The organism is Alishewanella tabrizica, from assembly GCF_014652375.1.
Taxonomy (GTDB): Bacteria; Pseudomonadota; Gammaproteobacteria; order Enterobacterales; family Alteromonadaceae; genus Alishewanella; species Alishewanella tabrizica.
Map to the genome: position 1 here is coordinate 47,793 of NZ_BMYR01000008.1, position 20,755 is coordinate 68,547.

The following is a 20,755-nucleotide window of genomic DNA, read 5'->3' on the forward strand; positions in this document are numbered from 1 at the left end:
CTCATGACATATTATTCTAAATCAACTACGATATCGGTAGCGATGGCCTCAAGTGCGGCGATAATTTCATCACGATGTAAACCCGCCGGTAATTGCACGGTCGCTTCAGCATGGAATAAAGGGACTCCCCAATTAGGTGCGCTTTGTTTATTACTTTCAAAGGCAACAATATTCGCTCCTTTATGGCTAATGATGCTGGATAATTCAGCAACAATACCTGGACGATCATTCCCGGTGACGACAAAACGCAATTGCTGATCTAAATTAAATTCGGTGTTTTCACCTTGCTGCACTTTTATGTCTAAATCGGTTATCTGTTGCAAGGCCGCCGTCAATGCGGCAAGATCGGTTTCAGCCACTTCAATTTGAACAATACCGGCGAAATAGCCTGCTAAGTGACTTAAATTGCTGGCCATCCAGTTACCTTGATGAGCATTAATCACTTGTGCTAATTGTTTTACCAAACCGGCTTTATCTTTACCTATAATGGTAAGTACTAACTGCTTCATTCTGTGTGCTTCCTCATTAAGTTTGGCGCTAACAGTTTGTTTCTATTAAGTGTTAAGAGTGTAGCTGTAACTAGATGTTTTTAAAGTCCTCCGGCCATTTTATTTCAAAAAATAATCTTGAAAAGGTGATGTGCGCTAGTCGCTGTCATATGGCTGCGTTAGTATGGAAGCGGTTCTCCGCCGTTTAATGTTATTGGATGCGTAATAAATGCGACTTAGCTGGTTTATATTACTGGGGTTTCTGTTTAATGGTATGCCGGTGCTAGGCGAGCAAACAGATAACCCGATGCAGCCTGAACCGCTGATTGTAGTGCAAATAGACGAAAATAATCTATCTGTTGTTGAAGCGGTGCCGATTAACACTAACTCGGTGAATGCTGAAGCGATTAACGTCCCTCAATTAGCGGGCACCCTGTCGAGTACGGGATCTGACACCTTGCATAATATGATGATGCTCTGGCGCAGAGCTTTTGTTGAAATGCATCCCCAAGTCAATTTGCAAATACAAAGTAGCGGCTCTGCCACCGCACCTGTTGCGTTATTAGAAGGCACAGCCAGTTTTGGCCCGATGAGTCGCCCCATGCTAAGTGGTGAGCAGCAACGCTTTCGGCATAAGTTTGGCTACGAGGCCTATGCCGTTCCAGTAGCATTAGATATGTTAGCCATTTATGTACACCAAGATAATCCGTTACAACACATTAGTATGGCTGAGCTTGATGCTATTTATGCACAAAACCGGCGCTGCGGTTATTTGCCAAGCAAGCGTAATTGGGGCGATTTGGGATTAACCGGTGTTTGGCAAAGCCGACCTATTGCAGTGTACGGCCGTAACCCCGCGTCGGGTACCTATGCGTTTTTCCGCCAAAAAGCGTTGTGTAATGATGATTTTCAGCATGATGTCCAGCAATTGCCAGGGGCCGCCGCGGTGGTACGAGCTGTGAGTTTAAGCGTCAATGGGTTAGGGTATTCTGGTTTTGGTCAGCAAATCGCGGGTGTAAAAATGTTAGCAATTAGCCATACTCCCGATGCTACGGCCATATTACCCTCAGCCGAACAGGCGTTATCGGGTGCTTATCCTTTGGCTCGATTACTTTACATTTATGTTAATAAATCTCCCGAGTTACCATTGCCACGTGCTGAGCGAGAATTTATTCGTTTTATCTTGTCTGCTGAAGGCCAGCAATTACTCAGTAATGATGGTTTAGTCCCCATACCATTATCGCTCGCGGCTGAGATTCGACAGGAGTTGGGCTTATGATACCGCGAGAGAATTCATCCCCTCGAGTAAGTGGTTTACCTGCGCAAGCCAAACGGCGGAAAAATGCTTTGAGGCGTCGCGCATGGGATATCTTATGGTATGGTTTAATTAGCTTAGCCGGTTTCACGGTTATTGCCGCCTTATTAGCTATTTTTTTGTATTTGTTCTCTGAAGTACTGCCCTTACTAAAACCCGTCTCAGCGGAGTTTCGGCCCTTAGATCCTGTCGCGCAATTGCAAGATAAGTTACATACGCCTGCGCCCAAATCTGCCGCATTGCACGCACCAGATCAACCACACGCCTTACTCAATAGTGCGCATCTAGAACCTGGTTTTCAGGCTGACTTTCAGCTTATCGATGCAGCACAACGCTATGCCATTTTGGCGAAAGAAAATGGTGAAGTTTGTTTAATGTCATTACAGTCGTCGCAGGCTAACTGCTCGAAACGTTTATCGGTAACGGATCGAACGGTAACCTTAACCGCGATGGTGTGGCTTGCGGGGCAACAGAGTGTGATAACGGGAGACAGCGCTGGCCAATTAAAACAATGGTTTTTATTGGCTGATGCACAAGGGCAGGTTAGATTAAGTTGGATCAAGCCCTTTGCCACTCGCGCGGCCGCGATTGTGAGTATTCGTCCTGAACACGGGCGTAGTGGATTTGCTGTATTGGATGCTAACGGGGAGCTAAGTGTATTTTACAGTACATTAAGCCGTCCATTGTGGCAAGGTAAGGCACCTAGCTTACTGGCACCTTTATCTACTATAACAACACTTCAATTTACGGCAAATAATGCACAGCTATGGCTTTATGCGCACGAGCAACCGGTTGGGTACTTCGATATAAATAATAAACACCCAGAGATATCTTGGCGTACGTTATGGCAAAAAGTCTGGTATGAAAGTTGGCAACAGCCTGAGTATGTTTGGCAAAGTAGCAGTGGGGCAGAGCTGTATCAGGGAAAGTATTCGCTGGTTCCATTAACTTTTGGCACCTTAAAAGCCGCCTTTTATGCCATGTTATTTGCAGTGCCATTAGCGATCTTAGCTGCAATTTACAGTGTGTGTTTTTTAGCCGAACCATTGCGCAGTCGCTTAAGCCAATTAATTGAACTGCTTGCGTTATTTCCCACCGTGATTATTGGTTTTTTAGCGGCTATTTGGTTAGCCCCCGCGTTAGAGCGGCATTTGTTGGCCTTTTTAGTATTTTTTCTGTTAACGCCATTGCTCGTATTTGGTTTAGCCAAGTGCTGGCCTTGGTTACCAAAAGGATTGCAGCAGCCGATAGGCAGCCTGTATACGCTTGGCATCATGCTGCTGGTATTGCTGATCAGCGCTGGTATTGCTTTAGCGTTAAGTAACGGCATAGAACAGGCAATATTAGGTGAACAATTTCACTTTTGGTTAAATCAACAAGGGGTGGCGTATCAGCAGCGTAATGCGCTAGTGGTGGGGGTGGCCATGGGGTTCGCGACATTACCTATCGTGTATAGTCTAAGCTACGATGCGTTAGCACAAATACCCAGACAATTAACGCTGGGTGCCTATGCTTTGGGCGCAAATCAATGGCAGGTTGTGCAGCGAATTATGTTACCTGTGGCCGCGCCCGGAATTATTGCCGCGTGCATGTTAGGCTTAACCAGAGCAATAGGCGAAACCATGATCATTCTTATGGCGACCGGCAATAATCCTATTACTAATTTCAATTTATTTGAGGGCTTACGCAGCCTTACCGCGACATTAGCCATTGAATTGCCTGAGGCGGCTGTGAATAGTAGTCATTATCGCGTGCTATTCTTGGTAGCGATCTTATTGTTTATTTTTACCTTTACCTGCAACACCCTAGCCGATTTGGTTCGCCAGCGCTTAAGACAAAAACTTAAGAGGTTGGAGTCATGAATCAATCTGCGCTGCAGGGACGTTTGCTATATTGCTTTTCTGCACTATCAACGGCATTTATTTTGTTAATGTTACTGTTGCTTTCTTTATTGATGTTAAGCCGTGGCCTAAGCCTTTTTTGGCCTGCTGAGCTAGTACAATTCCGCTATCAAGAGGGGGCTAATACCTTTCTAGTGGCAGGAGAGGTGATTAGTAAGCAGCGACTGAGCCTGCAGCAGCAAGCCGATGCGGGCTATACCGACGTGGGTGACGGTGAGCGTATTTTAGTGAAACAAGGATATACCGCACCGGGGCAACCCAGTTTTCGTTGGTATTGGCAGACGCATATCAGTGAATTGCACTATCCTGCTGAGCTCAGTGTAGTGCGCGTGCCAAGTTTGGGGGAGCTTTATGGGTACATGCAGCAAAGTGATGCGGGGTACCATACCTTCCAGTGGCTATCAGGTAACACTGTGACACTGGCGACAGAAGATATTGAACTACATCTTCAACCAAATCAGCTTACGTGGCTGGATAAGCTGAAGGTATTTGCCACAGAATGGTGGCAATTCTTAAGTCGTGAACCACGATCGGCTAACAGTGCCGGTGGTATTGGACCCGCCATTGTGGGCACCTTGGTATCGGTGATGTTGATGGCGCTATTAGTGGCGCCGATTGGCGTAATGGCAGGGATTTATTTACACGAGTATGCCAAAGATGGGCGGTTTGTGCGATTAGTTAGAATCAGCGTACACAATTTAGCCGGTGTCCCGTCGGTGGTCTTTGGTGTATTTGGTTTAGGTTTTTTTGTGTATGTGCTGGGTGGCAGTATTGATCAGCTCTTTTATGCTGAACGTTTGCCACAGCCAACGTTTGGAACCCCAGGATTAATTTGGGTTTCGTTAACCTTGGCATTGTTGACATTGCCGATCGTGATTGTGGCTACTGAGGAGGGATTGGCTCGGGTGCCAATGAGCTTGCGTTTAGGCGGTTATGCTGTAGGTGCTACCAAAGCTGAGGTATTACGGAAATTAATCTTGCCACTTGCCAAACCCGCGATGCTCACTGGCGTAGTATTAGCTATTTCAAGAGCTGCGGGGGAAGTCGCCCCGTTAATTTTTGTTGGTGTAGTAAAATATGCCCCCAGTTTGCCAATCAGTTCAGAGTGGCCTTTTATACATACAAATCAACAAATTATGAGCTTAGGCTTTCAAATTTATGATGTTGGCTTACAAAGCTCAAATGCGGATGCCGCGGAGCCTAGAGTGTATGCTATTGCTTTGGTGCTGTTGTTTATTATTGGCAGTTTAAATGTGATCGCAATGCGCTTACGGCAGCGTTATCGGTCACAGTTGCGTGATGTTCAGTTGTAGTTTCATAAAAGTGTCATAATTGGGAGTTAAGATGTCTTTGGATATCGATGTAAAAATAAAGATGTCTGCTCATAATTTGTCAGTTAATTTTGCTGGCAAAAAAGTGCTAGATAACATCAGTTTAGACATTCCAGCCAACAAAGTCACGGCCCTTATTGGACCTTCTGGTTGCGGTAAATCCAGCTTGCTGCGTAGCTTTAATCGTATGAACGAGCTGTTAGAGGATACCCAAACCGAAGGAGAAGTATTATTGGACGGCTCCAATATTTATCGTGCAGGTTGGGATTTAGCTGAATTACGACGCCGGGTCGGGATAGTGTTTCAAAAGCCTAATCCTTTTCCTTTGTCTATTTATGAAAATGTGGCCTTTGGGCTAAGATTGCAAGGTGTGAATAGCGCACGGGAGTTGGATGTTTTAGTCTGTGATGCGTTAGAAAAAGCGGCGCTATGGCAAGAGGTTAAACATCGTTTGTACGAAAATGCGTTAACCTTGTCGGGTGGACAGCAGCAACGCCTCGTGATTGCTAGGGCCATTGCAATTGAGCCAGAAGTGCTATTATTAGATGAACCAGCATCAGCGCTTGATCCTATTTCCACACTGAAGATTGAAGAGCTTATTTACGCGTTAAAGCAAGAGTACACCATTGTTATTGTTACGCATAATATGCAACAAGCGGCACGTGTGTCTGATTTCACTGCATTTATGAATTTAGGCCAATTAGTTGAATTTAATGCAACTAATAAAATTTTTACCGATCCAAATGAGTCGCAAACAGAAGATTATATTACCGGACGCTTTGGCTAGATGTTCAGCCTTTGCGATGCCACTTAGAGAGCGCGGGGAGTTACACCATGGATAAACTGAATTTATCAAAGCATATTTCCAGCCAGTTTAATGAAGAGCTGGAACAAATTAGAAATCATGTGATGTCAATGGGTGGCTTAATTGAACGGCAGCTCTATGATGCACTTACGGCTATTGCCAATAATGACAGTGAGTTGGCTCAGCAAGTCATTGAAAATGATTTAAAAGTTAATGATTGGGAACTGCAAATCGATAAAGAATGTACCCGAGTTATTGCCAAACGGCAACCAGCAGCCAGCGATCTTCGCCTTATTATGGCCATTTTGAAAAGTATTGCGGACTTAGAACGCATTGGTGATGAAACACGGCGTATTGCCAAGGTAGCGTTGGAATCGTTTAATAGTGATCAACAAGATTTATTGGTTAATTTAGATAATTTAGGTCGCCATGTTGCGCAGATGCTGCATGATGTATTAGACGCTTTTGCCCGGATGGATGTGGAAGCGGCATTAACCGTACACAAAGAAGATAAAAAAGTGGATCGGGAATATGAAGCCATTACCCGTCAATTGATGACTTATATGATTGAAGATCCACGTTCAATTCCAAAAATTATGAATGTGCTTTGGTCTGCGCGTTCTCTAGAGCGAATTGGTGATCGTTGTAAAAACTTATCTGAATACATTATTTTCTTTGTAAAAGGCAAAGTAGTACGCCACAGCAGCGAAGAAAAATTAGAGCAAGAAGTACGTAGTTAATCTTTTCACTATCTCCTCGCTTTTCCATGACTCCTTAGCCACACTTCTGGCTGAGGAGCATGGTATTTCTGTATATTTCATTTTTATTGCAGTTTGATTACGGTTACAATGCGCGCCGACTAAAGTCATTCAACATCATGAGGCCTTTTATGCCCGCTAATACTTTTTTATCTGTGTTTGCTAAATCGCCGATAAAACCCATCGAAGAGCATATCCGTAAGGTACACCAAGCAAGTGAGCAGCTGCTGCCTTTCTTTGCGGCGGTGTATGAAAAAGATTGGGTACTAGCTGCTGATATTCGCAAAAATATTGTGGCGTTTGAAAAAGACGCAGATAAGTTAAAACGCGAAATTCGGATTAACTTACCGCGTGGCTTATTTCTACCCGTAGATCGAACCGATATTTTAGAGCTAGTCGCTCAACAAGATAAAATCGCTAATAAAGCCAAAGATATTTCAGGAAGGGTATTAGGACGAGAGTTAGAAATTCCGCCAAGTATTCAAACTGAGTTTACGTTATACGTTCAGCGTTGTGTTGATGCTACTGAAATGGCGTCGCAAGTTATCAACGAATTAGATGAGTTACTTGAGACCGGTTTCCGAGGGCGTGAAGTGAATTTGGTCATCAAAATGGTCGAGCAACTAGATGCCATTGAACATGATACCGATGAAATGCAAATCAAGCTACGCAAGGCATTGCGGTTGGCCGAGAAGGATCTTAATCCGGTAGATGTGATGTTTTTATATCGCACATTGGAATGGTTGGGCGACTTAGCAGATGTCGCACTTCGTGTTGGTTCTCGTCTTGAAATTATGCTCGCCCGCTAACCTTACAGGTATTTGTTATGGGAATTTTAGAATCTTACGGCCTTATTTTGATTATTTTGGCCGCCGTTTTTGGTTTTTTTATGGCGTACGGAGTGGGCGCAAATGATGTTGCTAACGCCATGGGTACCTCGGTAGGTTCCAAAGCGCTCACCATAAAACAAGCTATTATTATTGCTGCAATATTTGAGTTTGCTGGCGCCTATTTAGCGGGTGGTTCGGTAACGTCGACTATACGCTCTGGCATTATTGATGCGGGTTATTTTACCGATGTACCGGAATTAATGGTTTTTGGTATGATTGGCGCGCTCTTGGCCGCAGGTACGTGGTTGCTAGTGGCCTCTTACTTTGGGTGGCCAGTATCAACAACGCATTCTATCGTAGGGGCTATTATCGGTTTTGCGTTAGTGGCGGTGGGCTCTGAAGCGGTTCAATGGGATAAAGTGACGGGTATCGTTGGCAGTTGGGTGGTAACACCATTTCTTGCTGGTATTTTGGCTTATCTTATTTTTATGAGTGCACAGCGTCTGATATTTGATACCGATAATCCGTTAGCCAATGCCAAAAAATATGTGCCTTTTTACATGGTGTTCGCTGGCTTTATTATGTCATTGGTAACCATTCAAAAAGGCTTAACCCATGTGGGGTTAAATATCTCCACTGCGAATGGGATTTACTTGGCGTTATTAATTGGTGGTATTGTCGGCATAATTGGTAAAATTGCTATCTCACGCTTAAAGATTGATCCAGAAGCCGATAAAGAAATGCATTTTAATAATGTAGAGCGTATTTTTGGTATTTTGATGATCACCACCGCATGTTGTATGGCGTTTGCGCATGGTTCTAATGATGTTGCGAATGCGATTGGTCCGGTGGCGGCGGTTGTGAGCGTTGTCACATCAGGTGGTGAAATTACTTCTCGCGCGACTTTAGCTCCGTGGATTTTACCGTTGGGCGCTATTGGTATTGTGATTGGTTTAGCGACGTTAGGCGCGCGTGTCATTAAAACCGTGGGAACTGCGATTACTCATTTAACGCCGAGTCGTGGTTTTGCCGCTGAATTATCTGCTGCGTCAACAGTAGTTATTGCCTCTGGCGCGGGGTTACCTATCTCTACTACACAAACTTTAGTAGGCGCCGTGTTGGGCGTGGGATTAGCCCGTGGAATCGCTGCGCTTAACTTAGGGGTAGTACGTAATATCTTTATTTCGTGGGTGATTACCTTACCTGTAGGTGCTGGATTAGCTATCGTGTTCTTTTATATTCTTAAAGTCATTTTTAGCTAAAGCAGCATACGCTAGGTGACCTAAACATAAGGCTGACATCTGTCAGCCTTATGTCTTTCTGCAGAGCATAAACGACGCTAGATACTCGGTAGTATTAAGCACGTGAAGCTCTCACTTAAAGCCCAAATACAGTGTGTGATTAATGTCCAAACATCTTATCAATCGCTTCTGGGTGATGCTGGGTCCCAAATTTGTCTACCAGTGTGGCACTCGCTTCATTAAGCCCAATCAGTTCTACCATAATGCCCTTACGACGAAATTTTAAGAGGACATTATCTAATGAACTGATGGCTGTGATATCCCAAAAATGGGCTTTACTGAGATCAATAGTCACATTATCCAACGCTTCATTACTGTCAAACGCTTTGCTAAATTGCTCTGCTGAGCTAAAAAAGACTTGGCCAATAACATAATAGTTCCGCTGGCGCTTTATATCGGTAAGCGTTGAATGGATATAAAGGATTTGGCTAATTTTGTTCGCAAAAAACAGCGCACTGAGTAGTACGCCTACTAATACCCCATAGGCAAGATTGTGAGTGACCACAACGACGGCAACAGTCGCAAGCATCACTATACTTGAGCTTATAGGATGGGTGGTTAAATCACGCACCGATTGCCAACTAAAGGTACCGACAGACACCATAATCATTACGGCAACCAATGCCGCCATAGGGATCATGCCAACCCATTTATCCAAAAAGACCACAAAAATGAGTAGCAATATTCCTGCAACTAGGGTCGATAAGCGGGTTCGACCACCTGATTTCACATTAATGATCGACTGCCCAATCATGGCGCAACCGGCCATACCGCCGATTAAACCTGAGCCAATATTAGCCACACCCTGACCGACACATTCGCGGTTTTTATCACTGCTAGTATCAGTAAGATCATCAACAATAGTGGCGGTCATTAAGGATTCTAAAATACCCACAATCGCCAGTGCTAACGCATAGGGAAAGATAATTTGTAAGGTTGTAAAATTCAGTGGGACGTCTGGCCAGAGAAAAATAGGCAAGCTATCAGGTAACTCGCCCATATCGGCCACGGTACGAATATCCAAATCAAAGTACAGCGCTAATGCTGTTAATACCACAATACACACCAGCGGCGAAGGAATGGCCTTGGTAACATACGGAAACAGATAAATAATGGCCAGGCCAAGTGCTGTCATGCCATAGACCGTAGTGCTGCCGTAGGTGCCGCTTAATTCAGGTAACTGTGCCATAAAAATCAATATGGCTAGGGCATTAACAAAGCCGGTGACTACCGAGCGCGAGACAAAGCGCATTAAATCACCGAGTTTTAAAAACCCAAAAATTATTTGAATAACACCCGTTAGCAGGGTAGCGGCCAATAAATATTCCAAGCCATGTTCTTTTACCAGCGTAATCATAAGCAGTGCCATCGCGCCGGTCGCTGCCGAGATCATTGCTGGGCGGGCACCGGTAAAAGCAATAATGACACAGATAGCAAAGGACGCGTATAAACCGACTTTGGGATCAACGCCAGCGATAATAGAAAAGGCAATGGCTTCAGGGATCAGGGCCAAGGCGACCACAAGGGCAGATAACAGATCAGCTTTGGTGTTAGAGAACCAGTGCTGCTGGATAGATTTCAACATAACATTTCCAATCAAAAAAACTTACCGATAGTAAGCCGGAACGCAGATTAACAGGCATTGCAGTAAAGTTGCCCTGAGTACCCATTTTCACAACTTTTTTTGCAATATAGTATTCTGTATTGTTAATTACACCGGCCTATCCTCACTGATTGAAAATCACTCAATGCTAAAATTAAAAAGGCATTATAGCGTAATTTTTGACTAGAAATCGAACTAAAAATTGCACTTCGAATGAAATGTTATGCGAAGGCTTCGTTTGTGCATATTTGGTATCGTTTTTTGGTGATTTTTTGCTCGCGTATTCATCGTTACCTACAATAGCGCAGCATAACCGCAATGTTGCGATGAATAAGCTTGATTCTCGGACATTGAAGGCGTAACTTAATCATAATTTACATCTAAACGAGTTAACTTTAATCGGAATAAAGCATGAAAAGGTTACCGAGTATTAAGCAGTTACAGTATTTAATGGCATTACATGAGCATCAACATTTTGGTCGTGCCGCAGACGCTTGTTATGTTGGGCAGTCAACCTTAAGTGCCGCGATAGCTAATTTAGAAGAAACCATGGAAACCCAGTTATTAGAGCGTGATCACAAAACCTTTATTTTTACGCCCTTAGGTGAAGATGTGGTGCGCTTATCTCGGCAAATCATTGAGCAATGCGAAGAGCTGAGTGATTACGCAAAATCGCAAGGTAAGCCAATGACCGGGCCCTTTAGATTAGGTTGTATTCCGACGATTGCGCCTTTTGTACTTGGCGAAGTGATGACCCTGTGTCGTGAGCGTTATCCCGATTTACAATTATTGCTCCGCGAAGACACGTCTGAAAACTCCTTACATGCGTTAAGTGAAGGCCGCTTAGATATGGTGTTATTGGCTTTACCGTATGAAACAGGCGCGATGCATACCGAAATTTTAGGCCAAGATATGTTTAATCTGGTGCTACACAAAGATTGGCAAGATCGCGGTTTTAACAAAGATATTAATCAGTGGCCGGATGAAAGCATCTTTTTGCTAGAGCGTGAACACTGTTTAACTGGACATGCTGTAAAAGCCTGTGAATTGGAAGATAGTCGTAAAGTGAACCCGTTTTTTGCGACCAGTTTGCATACCTTAACGCAAATGGTGAATAACAAACTGGGGGTAACCTTTATGCCGCAAATGGCCATTAATAGCGGCGTGTTAGAGGGCACAGAATTGATTAGCCAACCTGCCGTTGCCGGCAATGCCTATCGTGATATTGGTGTAGTATGGCGGCCTACGTCGAGCAAAGCGCGTAGCTACCAGCTAATGGCCGCATTAATTAAAGAAGTGCTCGCAAAAAAGTGCCGCAATACCGAGTGACTTTGCTACTATAGCGCCGCCGGATTTGGCCGGTAAAGCCAGAGAAAAGTGAGACCCTACTATGTTAGTCAAAGAGTTTAGTTTTGAGCTGCCTGAGCAGCTCATTGCCAGCCAACCGCAGGCAGAACGCTCTGCCAGTCGTTTGTTAGTGATGGACCGCCAGAGTGGCGCTTTACAACACCACATTTTTAAAGACATTCTGCAGTTAATTAATCCCGGTGATTTATTGATTTTTAATAATACCCGGGTGATTCCAGCGCGTTTATTTGGGGAAAAAAGCTCCGGTGGCAAAGTCGAAGTGCTCGTTGAGCGCTTGTTGCACGGGCAACGTTTTTTGGCACATATTCGCGCCAGTAAAGCACCAAAACCGGGAACGGAATTGCTGTTAGAGAATTCTGCCCGAGTGGTTATGCAACAGCGGCATGATACGCTGTTTGAGTTGGAGTTATTAGGCGACGAGCCGGTGTTGGCGATGTTAGAACGCTTAGGGCATATGCCATTACCGCCCTACATTGCACGCCCCGATACCGAAGAAGATAAAGCCCGTTATCAAACCGTTTATAATGCTAAACCTGGTGCTGTTGCCGCACCGACCGCTGGGCTGCACTTTGATCAACCCTTGCTTGATCAGCTACGTGCAAAAGGGGTGGAATTTGCTTTTGTCACCTTGCATGTGGGCGCTGGGACCTTTCAGCCGGTTCGCGTGGATTCGGTGTTAGAGCATAAAATGCATGCAGAATATATCGAGGTTGATAAAACCGTAGTGGACGCCGTGGCAGCCTGTAAAGCCCGTGGTAACAAAGTGATAGCCGTAGGCACCACATCAGTGCGCTCGTTAGAGTCGGCGGCACAGCAACATGGTGGGGAATTAAAACCTTATCAGGGTGATACGCAAATCTTTATTTATCCCGGTTACACATTTAAGGTCATTGACAGTTTAATCACTAACTTTCACTTACCCGAATCGACGTTAATTATGCTGGTATCGGCGTTTAGTTGTCGCGACTATGTGATGCAGGCTTATGAAACAGCCATTGCCGAGCAGTATCGGTTTTACTCTTATGGTGATGCCATGTTTATTCGCTAATGGATGAATAGTTAAGCCTAAGCGCGATTACTGATATAATAGCACCCTGCAGGTTGACCACAGTAAAGGGTTAACCGCGTTAAAAATGAATGGCCAGACTGTTTTTCTGGCCAAAAGAGGTAGATTGTGAAATTTGAATTACTTGCTACTGACGGCAAAGCCCGTCGTGGCCGCTTAGTATTTGAACGTGGCGTGGTTGATACGCCAGCGTTTATGCCGGTAGGGACTTACGGCACGGTAAAAGGCATGACGCCTGAAGAGTTGGCGGCCACTGGGGCGCAAATTTGTTTGGGTAACACCTTTCATTTAATGTTACGCCCCGGTACGGAGATCATCCGTAAGCATGGCGATTTGCACGACTTTATGCACTGGCACAAACCCATCTTAACGGATTCGGGGGGCTTTCAGGTATTTAGTTTAGGTGAATTGCGCAAGATCACTGAAGAAGGCGTAAAGTTTCGTTCGCCACTTAATGGCGAAAAAATAATGCTCACGCCCGAGCGCTCGATGGAAGTTCAACGCGATCTGGGTTCTGATATTGTGATGATTTTCGACGAGTGTACTCCATACCCCGCTACTGAACCGCAAGCCCGAAAATCGATGGAATTATCCTTGCGTTGGGCCAAGCGCTCTAAAGATGCGCATGGTGACAATCCTTCGGCCTTATTTGGGATCATCCAAGGCGGAATGTATCCGCATTTGCGTGATATTTCATTGCAAGGATTAGAGGACATAGGTTTTGATGGTTATGCCATTGGTGGTCTGTCAGTAGGCGAACCTAAAGCAGATATGATCAATATCTTAAACCATACTACCGATAAAATGCCGGCACATAAACCACGTTATTTAATGGGGGTGGGTAAGCCAGAAGATTTAGTCGAGGCGGTGCGTCGTGGCGTAGATATGTTCGATTGTGTGATGCCAACCCGCAATGCCCGTAATGGTCACTTATTTGTGTCTGATGGCGTGATTAAAATCCGCAATGCTAAGCATAAAGACGATACGTCGGCGCTAGACAGCGAGTGTGATTGCTATACGTGTAAAAATTATTCCAGAGCGTATTTACACCATTTAGACCGCTGTAATGAAATTCTTGGCGCAAGGTTGAATACCATTCATAATCTGCATCATTATCAGAAATTGATGCAGGGATTGCGTGCAGCCATCGCCGCTGGTAACTTGGACGACTTTGTTGCCACCTTTTATGCAAAACGGGGTATGCCAGTGCCTGCATTGGATGCACCAATAACAACAGAATAACTTTTTAAAACAATTGAGGGGATTTTTATGAGTTTATTTATTAGCCAAGCTTACGCTGACACTGCCGCTGCACCACAAGGTGGCGGTTGGGATTTAATTATCATGTTGCTGGCGTTTGGTTTAATTTTTTATTTTTTAATTTACCGTCCGCAAGCAAAACGCGTAAAAGAACACCGTAATTTGATGAGTGCTTTAGGCAAAGGCGACGAAGTATTAACACAAGGCGGGATTGTTGGACGCATCAGCAAAATTGCTGAAGACAAAGACTTTATCGTTGTTGCGTTAAACGACACTACAGAAGTGACTGTGCAGAAGTCTGCTGTCAGTGCTGTGTTGCCAAAAGGTACCTTAAAGTCGTTATAAGCGGCGCTTTTATCGAAAGGATGTTTTTGTGTTAAACCAAAATCCGCTTTGGCGCTACCTTGTTGTTATCGGGGTACTGCTGCTGGCATTAGTGTATGCCATGCCCAATTTATATCCGGAGGATCCGGCATTAAACATCAACGCAACACGCGGGGGTGTGGTGTCGGAAACCACGCGACAACAGTTAGAAGAACGCTTAACCGCGTCGGGTATCACGCCTAAAGCGGTTACGTTAGAAAATGGTCAGGTATTAGTGCGATTTCAATCGGCTGAAGATCAGCTGCGTGGACGCCAAGTTGCCACCGAATTGCTCGGAAATGTGAACTATGTTTCTGCGTTAAACTTAGTTCCTACCACACCGGCTTGGTTAGCGGCTATCGGTGCTAGCCCTATGAAATTAGGCTTAGATTTACGTGGTGGTGTCCATTTTTTAATGGCCGTAGATATGAAAGCGGCCTTAGATAAAAACATTAACGATCTGACACAAGCATTTCGGGCCGATTTACGTGAGGCTCGGGTGCGGTATCGCTCAGTATCGGCTGATGTTGAACGCGGTCAAGTGCAAATTTTATTGCGCTCAGCCGAAGATGTATTAGCGGCTCGTACTGCGTTAAGTCAGCTGGATCGTGAATATGTTTTTACCGATGGCGCTGCTGAGTTTAGTTTAAATGTGAGTTTAAGCGAAAACCGTATTCGTGAAATTCGGGAATACGCGCTGGAACAAAACATTACCATTATTCGTAATCGGGTAAATGAGATTGGTGTTGCGGAACCGCTGGTGCAGCGTCAAGGCGCTGATCGTATTATCGTGCAATTACCTGGTGTACAAGATCCGGCGCAAGCGAAAGAGATTTTAGGGGCAACCGCCACGTTAGAGTTTCGTCTGGTTGATGAGCAAGGTGATTTAGCGGCGGCCTTAAATGGTCGTTTACCGCCAGGCTCGTCGTTATATACCGATCGTAATGGTCAGCCATACTTACTGGAAAACCGGGTTATGCTGACGGGTGAGCATATAACGAACGCCAGTTCGAGTTATGATGAATACAGCCAGCCGCAGGTGAATATTTCACTTGATGCACAAGGCGGTAACCTCCTGTCAGTGGCCACGCGGGATTCCATTGGTCGGCGTATGGCGACGGTGTTTATTGAGTATAAACCGGGCGAGGAATTACAAGCAGACGGTACGCCAGTGTTAATCAAACAAGAAGAAGTGATTAATGCGGCTACGATTCAAGCACGTTTAGGACGTAGTTTCCGGATCACCGGTATCGGTAACCCAGCAGAAGCACAAAACCTAGCACTGTTACTGCGCGCAGGTGCCTTAATTGCACCAACACAAATCATTGAAGAGCGTACTATTGGTCCAAGCTTAGGGCAGGAAAATATCGATTTAGGTATGACTGCTATTATGTGGGGCATGGTCGTAGTGCTGATCTTTATGGTGATTTACTATCGTGCGTTTGGGCTTATTGCGAACCTGGCGTTAGTGGCTAACTTAGTTTTGATTGTTGGTATTATGTCAATGATCCCAGGGGCTACGCTGACCTTGCCGGGTATGGCAGGTATTGTGTTAACGGTAGGGATGGCGGTTGATGCCAACGTGCTTATTTTTGAGCGGATCCGCGAAGAATTGGCTGATGGCCGTTCGGTACAGCAGGCCATTCATCAAGGCTATGATCGTGCTTTTGCTACCATTGCCGACTCTAACGTTACGACCCTATTAGTTGCGTTGATACTCTTTGGCATTGGTACCGGTCCGGTCAAAGGCTTTGCGATAACCTTAGCGATTGGTATTTTAACGTCTATTTTTACCTCAGTAGTGGGTACCCGCTTACTGGTTAACCTAATCTGGGGCGGCCGTCGCGTTCAGTCGCTGCCAATGTGAGGAGCTAAACAGTGAGAATATTTCGTTTTACTGATTCTATTAATTTTATGCGCTACAAATGGCCAGCATTAATGCTATCGGCGTTGTTGGTACTAGGCTCATTAGGATTGCTATTTACCAAAGGAATAAACTGGGGCTTGGACTTCACCGGGGGTACCGTGATTGAAGTTGGATTTGCTGAAAATGCTGATCTAACCCAAGTGCGGGCCATTCTGGCAGAGCGTGGTTATCCCGATGCAGTGGTGCAATATTTTGGTTCAAGCCAAGATGTGGCTATTCGTATCTCTCCACGAGAAGGCATTGATCAAAGCCGTATTTCCAATGAAATATTAGCGGCAGTATCTCAAACTTCGTCATCCGCTGTAGAGATGCGCCGTATTGAGTTTGTTGGACCTTCGGTAGGAGACGAGTTAAAAGAGCAAGGCGGTTTAGCCATGCTGGCTGCGTTAATTGGTATTTTACTGTATGTCGGCATGCGCTTTGAATGGCGGCTATCGTTAGGTGCGGTACTGGCATTAGGGCACGATGTGATTATTACCCTCGGCTTGTTCTCGCTGCTACAACTGGAATTTGACTTGACGGTATTGGCGGCTATTTTAGCGCTGATTGGTTATTCAATTAACGATACTATCGTTGTATTTGACCGGATCCGCGAAAGCTTCCGTAAATTGCGTGATGCCACTGCAGCTGAAACGGTTAATGATGCGGTAACCGCTACGTTAAATCGTACGGTCGTTACGTCGTTAACCACCATTATTGTATTAATTGTATTATTTTATATGGGTGGTGCCTTAATCCATAACTTTGCTACAGCGTTGTTATTTGGTATTGCTATCGGTACTTATTCTTCTGTGTTTGTGGCCAGTGGTATTGCGGTACAGCTTGGCCTTAACCGCGAAGATATGTTGCCTCCACCACCACCAGAGAAAGAAGGCGAAGGCACAGAGCCCTTGCTCTAATCACCGGTAAAGGTGAGTACGTATGAAGTGTAATTACGTCTAAAGTGTGTTAAAAATGCCAGTCATCGACTGGCATTTTTTATAGGAAAATATATGAGTAAACAGCATGCACCGGGTTTTATTGCCTTAGTAAACGCAGCAAAAAGCCAGATCAACGAAATGACTATAGATGAAATGCAGCAGCACAATGAACCTTATGTGCTGCTAGATATTCGCGAAGATCATGAATGGTTAAGTGGCCATTTGCCCGAAGCAATGCATCTCGGTAAGGGCATTATCGAGCGCGATATTGAGCAAACTGTGCCTGATAAAAAGCAAAAAATTGTGCTGTATTGTGGTGGTGGCTTTCGTTCTGCTTTATCCGCTCAGACATTGCAGCAAATGGGCTATCAACATGTGTTCAGTTTAATCGGGGGATACCGAGAGTGGACTGCACGCAATTTGCCGGTAATAACACCAGAATAACGCTCTTCTAATAGCGCTATTCTAATAATGTTGGCGTGTTGAGAGCAGAGAGGTTTAACGCTCTCACATCCAACCCACTTGGTTGTTGATAAACCCGCAAGCCAAACTCGGGTAAAATAGCCAATAAATGATCAAAAATATCCGATTGTAAGCCTTCGTAAGCCACCCAAACGGTCGTATTGGTAAAGCAATAAATTTCTAGCGGTAATCCTTCAGCACTTGGCGACAGTTGCCGCACAATCAGCGTCATATTTTGGTGAATACCTGCATGATTTTTTAAATACTGCACCACATAAGCCCGAAAACTACCAATATTGGTAATACGCCGGGTGTTAACTGGCTCTTTGCCTTGTTCGGCTAATTGCGCGTTCCATGCATCAATTTCCTGTTGTTTTTCGTTTAAATACTGTTGCAGCAAACTAAAACGGCTTAGTTGATCAATTTCTGGTTTGCTTAGAAAGTGAATACTTTGTTGATCAAGCATAATACTACGCTTAATGCGTCTGCCGCCAGATTCCTGCATGCCTCGCCAATTTTTAAAGGGATCTGTCATAAAACGGCGGGTGGGAATAGTCGTGATGGTGCGGTCCCAGTTTTGAATTTTGACAGTATGCAGGGCGATATCTATTACATCGCCATCGGCGTTCAATTGGGGCATTTCAACCCAATCACCAACGCGAATGATATCGTTCGAAGAAATTTGTACACTGGCCACTAACGATAAAATGGTGTCTTGGAAAATGAGCATTAAAACGGCGGCCATAGCGCCTAAGCCAGATAACAAGATAAGCGGAGAACGATCGAATAGGGCAGCGATAACCAAAATAACAGCAATCGCATAAATAACGATAGTGGCCAGTTGGATGTAGCCTTTAATCGGTTTATTGCGGGCATCAGGCCTGCGGGAGTACAAATTATTTATTAATGACAGCAAATTACTGAGGGCGATGGCAATCGTTAACACCACGAAGGCGTTTGTGACATTCACGGTGACTTGCATTAGCAAGTCAGGGAGCAGTGGAACTTTGTGGATCAGCGTTGAAATGACTAGCGCCGGTACGACATTAGATAAACGGGAAATAAAGCGCAGATCAAACCCCCGTTGCTCGCATTGCTTTCGTTCTAAATTAAGCAGCCGCAAAACGCCACGCAGTAAGATATGCTTTACCAGAAAATTAGCGCACCAAGATAAGCACAGCAGTACTGTTAAACCAAGCCACATGGCTAAATGGCTGTATTCGGCTGTCCAGGCATCAAGTTGTGCGAGTTGTTCTTGCATAATTACCTCGTGTCGGTCAGGTCGATAAAAAAATCCGACAGTTGTCGGATTTACAGTACGGATGTTGACGCTTGGCAGCACAAGCATGCCGCCGAACGTACAGTGTAGCAGCGTATTATTTCGCTAAGGTTTCTGACAAGTGTGGGCGCATGCCTTTCACCATGGCTTGCAGCACTTTCGGGCTGGCTGCCACAGTATTACCGCTCTTCATGTGATTATTGCCTCCAGCAAAGTCGCACACCATGCCACCGGCTTCACGCACAATCAGCTCGCCTGCTGCGATATCCCATGGTTTTAAGCCGATTTCCCAAAAGCCATCAAAGCGGCCTGCGGCAACGTAGGCTAAATCTAAGGCAGCTGAGCCAGTGCGGCGCATATCTGCACAATCAGCAAAGAAAGCATTAAAAATATTGCTGTAACTGTCTAAGTGGTGTTTCGCTTTGAAGGGAAAACCCGTTGCTAAGATACTGCCTTGCATATCGGGCAGGTTACTCACGCGGATCCGGGTACCGTTTAATTGTGCGCCACGGCCACGCGATGCGGTAAAGAGCTCGCCACGCAATGGATCGAAAATCACTGCTTGGTCTAACTTACCGTTATGTTTTAAGGCAATAGAGACTGCAAAATGCGGAATGCCTTTGATAAAGTTGGTCGTGCCATCTAACGGATCGATGATCCATTGAAACTCACTGTCATTGTTGCCGTAATCGCCATGCTCTTCGCCCACAATACCATGGGTTGGGAAGGATTTTTTTAACACCGCAACGATAGCTTGTTCAGCTTCGCGGTCGACATTGGTAACGAAATCATTCGTTCCTTTTGGCATTTTTTGAACCATGTCTAGCTGGCCACAAGCACGTGCAATAACATTACCCGCACTACGGGCAGCGCGAATAGCGATGTTTAACATCGGATGCATAACGATTACCTTATTTTGGAAAGAGCTGTATAAATAACATTCAAAAGAGCGGCGCGTATTGTAGCGGTTGGGCAGAAAAAGTAAAGCCTTAGCGTCAGTTTTCCTGGATAAAGCATCAAGGTTGCAATGTGGGGTAAAAGCCCATCGTGGTATCAGTACGTTCATCTAGGTATCTGGTGGGTTAATGATAGATTCATCCGCGCTCTGTTATACCTTGTGCTGACATTAATGATGAACACGAGGACTCTTTATGTTGAAATTAGTTGCCACCATGGCTGCTTTTACGGCGTTATCAGCGAATACGGTATTGGCACAAACGCCAGATAGCGGACTGTATCTTGGTGCACATTATGGCCAGCAAAAAGTCGACTTGGAATCAGATTTAGGCAGTGCTAATGCCAAATTTGGCCTTGTTGGAGTCAATTTAGGCTATCAACTCAGCCCATTCTTGGGATTAGAAGCGCGTTATGCGCAAGGCGTTGAAGATGAGGATCTGTTCAGTGGTTCAGATGCGGCACGTTTTGAGCTAGATCGGCATATGGCGTTGGTTGCAAAAGGAACTTTTCATCTTGGCCAAACCGTGTCGGTGTTTGGCACCGCGGGATACGGAGAAACCCGTTATGCCCTTGCTTATGAAGTGCTAGGCGCTGACGGCCGCGAAACAACCACTGAAAAAGGCGTACAATTTGGTGCAGGTGTTGCACTTAACCTCACAAACAGTTTGAGTGTTGTGGCAGAATATACTCGGTTACCTAAACTGGAAGAGGAAGACGAGGGGCTGTTTAAATCGGATGTCTCTCTGATGACCTTGGGACTGCAGTACCGCTTTTAACGCAGAACTCAACATGACGGGGGCCAGCTGTGCCCCGTAATAGTG

At 45.1% G+C, this 20,755-nt stretch carries 19 protein-coding genes; 15 read left to right on the forward strand and 4 right to left on the reverse strand.

The genetic code is table 11. The annotated features are described in order from the left end of the window. Positions 1-11: 11 nt before the first annotated feature. A complete protein-coding gene (locus IE070_RS10265; RefSeq protein ID WP_189483103.1) occupies positions 12-509 on the reverse strand; it encodes a glycine cleavage system transcriptional repressor in 498 nt (165 codons plus the stop codon). Between the two features lie 208 nt (positions 510-717). Between IE070_RS10265 and IE070_RS10270 the strand changes: the two genes are divergently transcribed. The 7 genes from IE070_RS10270 to IE070_RS10300 all read left to right on the forward strand — a co-directional run bounded on the left by IE070_RS10270 (position 718) and on the right by IE070_RS10300 (position 8,690). Then, a complete protein-coding gene (locus tag IE070_RS10270; protein ID WP_229797028.1) occupies positions 718-1,767 on the forward strand; it encodes a PstS family phosphate ABC transporter substrate-binding protein in 1,050 nt (349 codons plus the stop codon). After that, a complete protein-coding gene (locus IE070_RS10275) occupies positions 1,764-3,665 on the forward strand; it encodes an ABC transporter permease subunit (RefSeq protein ID WP_189483104.1) in 1,902 nt (633 codons plus the stop codon). Before IE070_RS10270 ends, IE070_RS10275 begins: the two co-directional genes overlap by 4 nt. After that, complete coding sequence (pstA, locus tag IE070_RS10280; RefSeq protein ID WP_189483105.1) at positions 3,662-5,017, forward strand: phosphate ABC transporter permease PstA; 1,356 nt, start codon at positions 3,662-3,664, stop codon at positions 5,015-5,017. Before IE070_RS10275 ends, pstA begins: the two co-directional genes overlap by 4 nt. 31 nt (positions 5,018-5,048) lie before the next feature. Further along, positions 5,049-5,822, forward strand: coding sequence for a phosphate ABC transporter ATP-binding protein PstB (pstB, locus tag IE070_RS10285; protein WP_189483106.1), 774 nt, complete (start codon positions 5,049-5,051; stop codon positions 5,820-5,822). 47 nt (positions 5,823-5,869) lie between these two features. Next, complete coding sequence (phoU, locus tag IE070_RS10290) at positions 5,870-6,580, forward strand: phosphate signaling complex protein PhoU (protein WP_189483107.1); 711 nt, start codon at positions 5,870-5,872, stop codon at positions 6,578-6,580. Between the two features lie 149 nt (positions 6,581-6,729). After that, a complete protein-coding gene (locus IE070_RS10295; protein ID WP_189483108.1) occupies positions 6,730-7,407 on the forward strand; it encodes a TIGR00153 family protein in 678 nt (225 codons plus the stop codon). 17 nt (positions 7,408-7,424) lie between these two features. After that, positions 7,425-8,690: an inorganic phosphate transporter gene (locus tag IE070_RS10300; RefSeq protein ID WP_189483109.1), complete on the forward strand. Its 1,266-nt coding sequence runs from the start codon at positions 7,425-7,427 to the stop codon at positions 8,688-8,690. A gap of 139 nt (positions 8,691-8,829) precedes the next feature. Here IE070_RS10300 and IE070_RS10305 read toward each other — a convergent pair whose 3' ends face one another. Further along, positions 8,830-10,314, reverse strand: a complete 1,485-nt coding sequence (locus IE070_RS10305; RefSeq protein WP_189483110.1) for a SulP family inorganic anion transporter — start codon at positions 10,312-10,314, stop codon at positions 8,830-8,832. A gap of 429 nt (positions 10,315-10,743) precedes the next feature. Here IE070_RS10305 and IE070_RS10310 point away from each other — a divergent pair, with 429 nt between their 5' ends. The 7 genes from IE070_RS10310 to IE070_RS10340 all read left to right on the forward strand — a co-directional run bounded on the left by IE070_RS10310 (position 10,744) and on the right by IE070_RS10340 (position 17,680). Then, positions 10,744-11,661, forward strand: coding sequence for a hydrogen peroxide-inducible genes activator (locus IE070_RS10310; RefSeq protein ID WP_189483111.1), 918 nt, complete (start codon positions 10,744-10,746; stop codon positions 11,659-11,661). 61 nt (positions 11,662-11,722) lie between these two features. Then, positions 11,723-12,748 carry a tRNA preQ1(34) S-adenosylmethionine ribosyltransferase-isomerase QueA gene (gene queA / locus IE070_RS10315; RefSeq protein WP_189483112.1) on the forward strand — a complete coding sequence of 342 codons (1,026 nt, stop codon included), beginning with the start codon at positions 11,723-11,725 and terminating at the stop codon, positions 12,746-12,748. Between the two features lie 126 nt (positions 12,749-12,874). After that, complete coding sequence (gene tgt, locus IE070_RS10320) at positions 12,875-14,008, forward strand: tRNA guanosine(34) transglycosylase Tgt (protein ID WP_189483113.1); 1,134 nt, start codon at positions 12,875-12,877, stop codon at positions 14,006-14,008. A 27-nt stretch (positions 14,009-14,035) separates the two neighbouring features. Further along, on the forward strand, positions 14,036-14,371 hold the full coding sequence (gene yajC / locus IE070_RS10325; RefSeq protein WP_189483114.1) for a preprotein translocase subunit YajC: 336 nt from the start codon (positions 14,036-14,038) through the stop codon (positions 14,369-14,371). Between the two features lie 28 nt (positions 14,372-14,399). Then, positions 14,400-16,256 carry a protein translocase subunit SecD gene (gene secD, locus IE070_RS10330; RefSeq protein WP_189483115.1) on the forward strand — a complete coding sequence of 619 codons (1,857 nt, stop codon included), beginning with the start codon at positions 14,400-14,402 and terminating at the stop codon, positions 16,254-16,256. 11 nt (positions 16,257-16,267) lie between these two features. Further along, positions 16,268-17,215 (forward strand): protein translocase subunit SecF, encoded by a 948-nt coding sequence (gene secF, locus IE070_RS10335; protein WP_189483116.1) that lies wholly within the window; start codon positions 16,268-16,270, stop codon positions 17,213-17,215. Positions 17,216-17,308: 93 nt separating this feature from the next. After that, complete coding sequence (locus IE070_RS10340) at positions 17,309-17,680, forward strand: rhodanese-like domain-containing protein (protein ID WP_189483117.1); 372 nt, start codon at positions 17,309-17,311, stop codon at positions 17,678-17,680. 16 nt (positions 17,681-17,696) lie between these two features. On the opposite strand, the gene IE070_RS10345 is transcribed toward IE070_RS10340, so the two are convergent. Together IE070_RS10345 and suhB are read right to left on the reverse strand one after the other, a co-directional pair. Further along, a complete protein-coding gene (locus IE070_RS10345) occupies positions 17,697-18,959 on the reverse strand; it encodes a mechanosensitive ion channel family protein (RefSeq protein WP_189483118.1) in 1,263 nt (420 codons plus the stop codon). Between the two features lie 115 nt (positions 18,960-19,074). After that, positions 19,075-19,878: an inositol-1-monophosphatase gene (suhB, locus tag IE070_RS10350; protein WP_189483119.1), complete on the reverse strand. Its 804-nt coding sequence runs from the start codon at positions 19,876-19,878 to the stop codon at positions 19,075-19,077. 250 nt (positions 19,879-20,128) lie between these two features. Between suhB and IE070_RS10355 the strand changes: the two genes are divergently transcribed. Then, the gene (locus tag IE070_RS10355; RefSeq protein ID WP_189483120.1) at positions 20,129-20,710 is read left to right on the forward strand and encodes a porin family protein; all 582 of its coding nucleotides are present in this window, start codon (positions 20,129-20,131) and stop codon (positions 20,708-20,710) included. Positions 20,711-20,755: the final 45 nt, after the last annotated feature.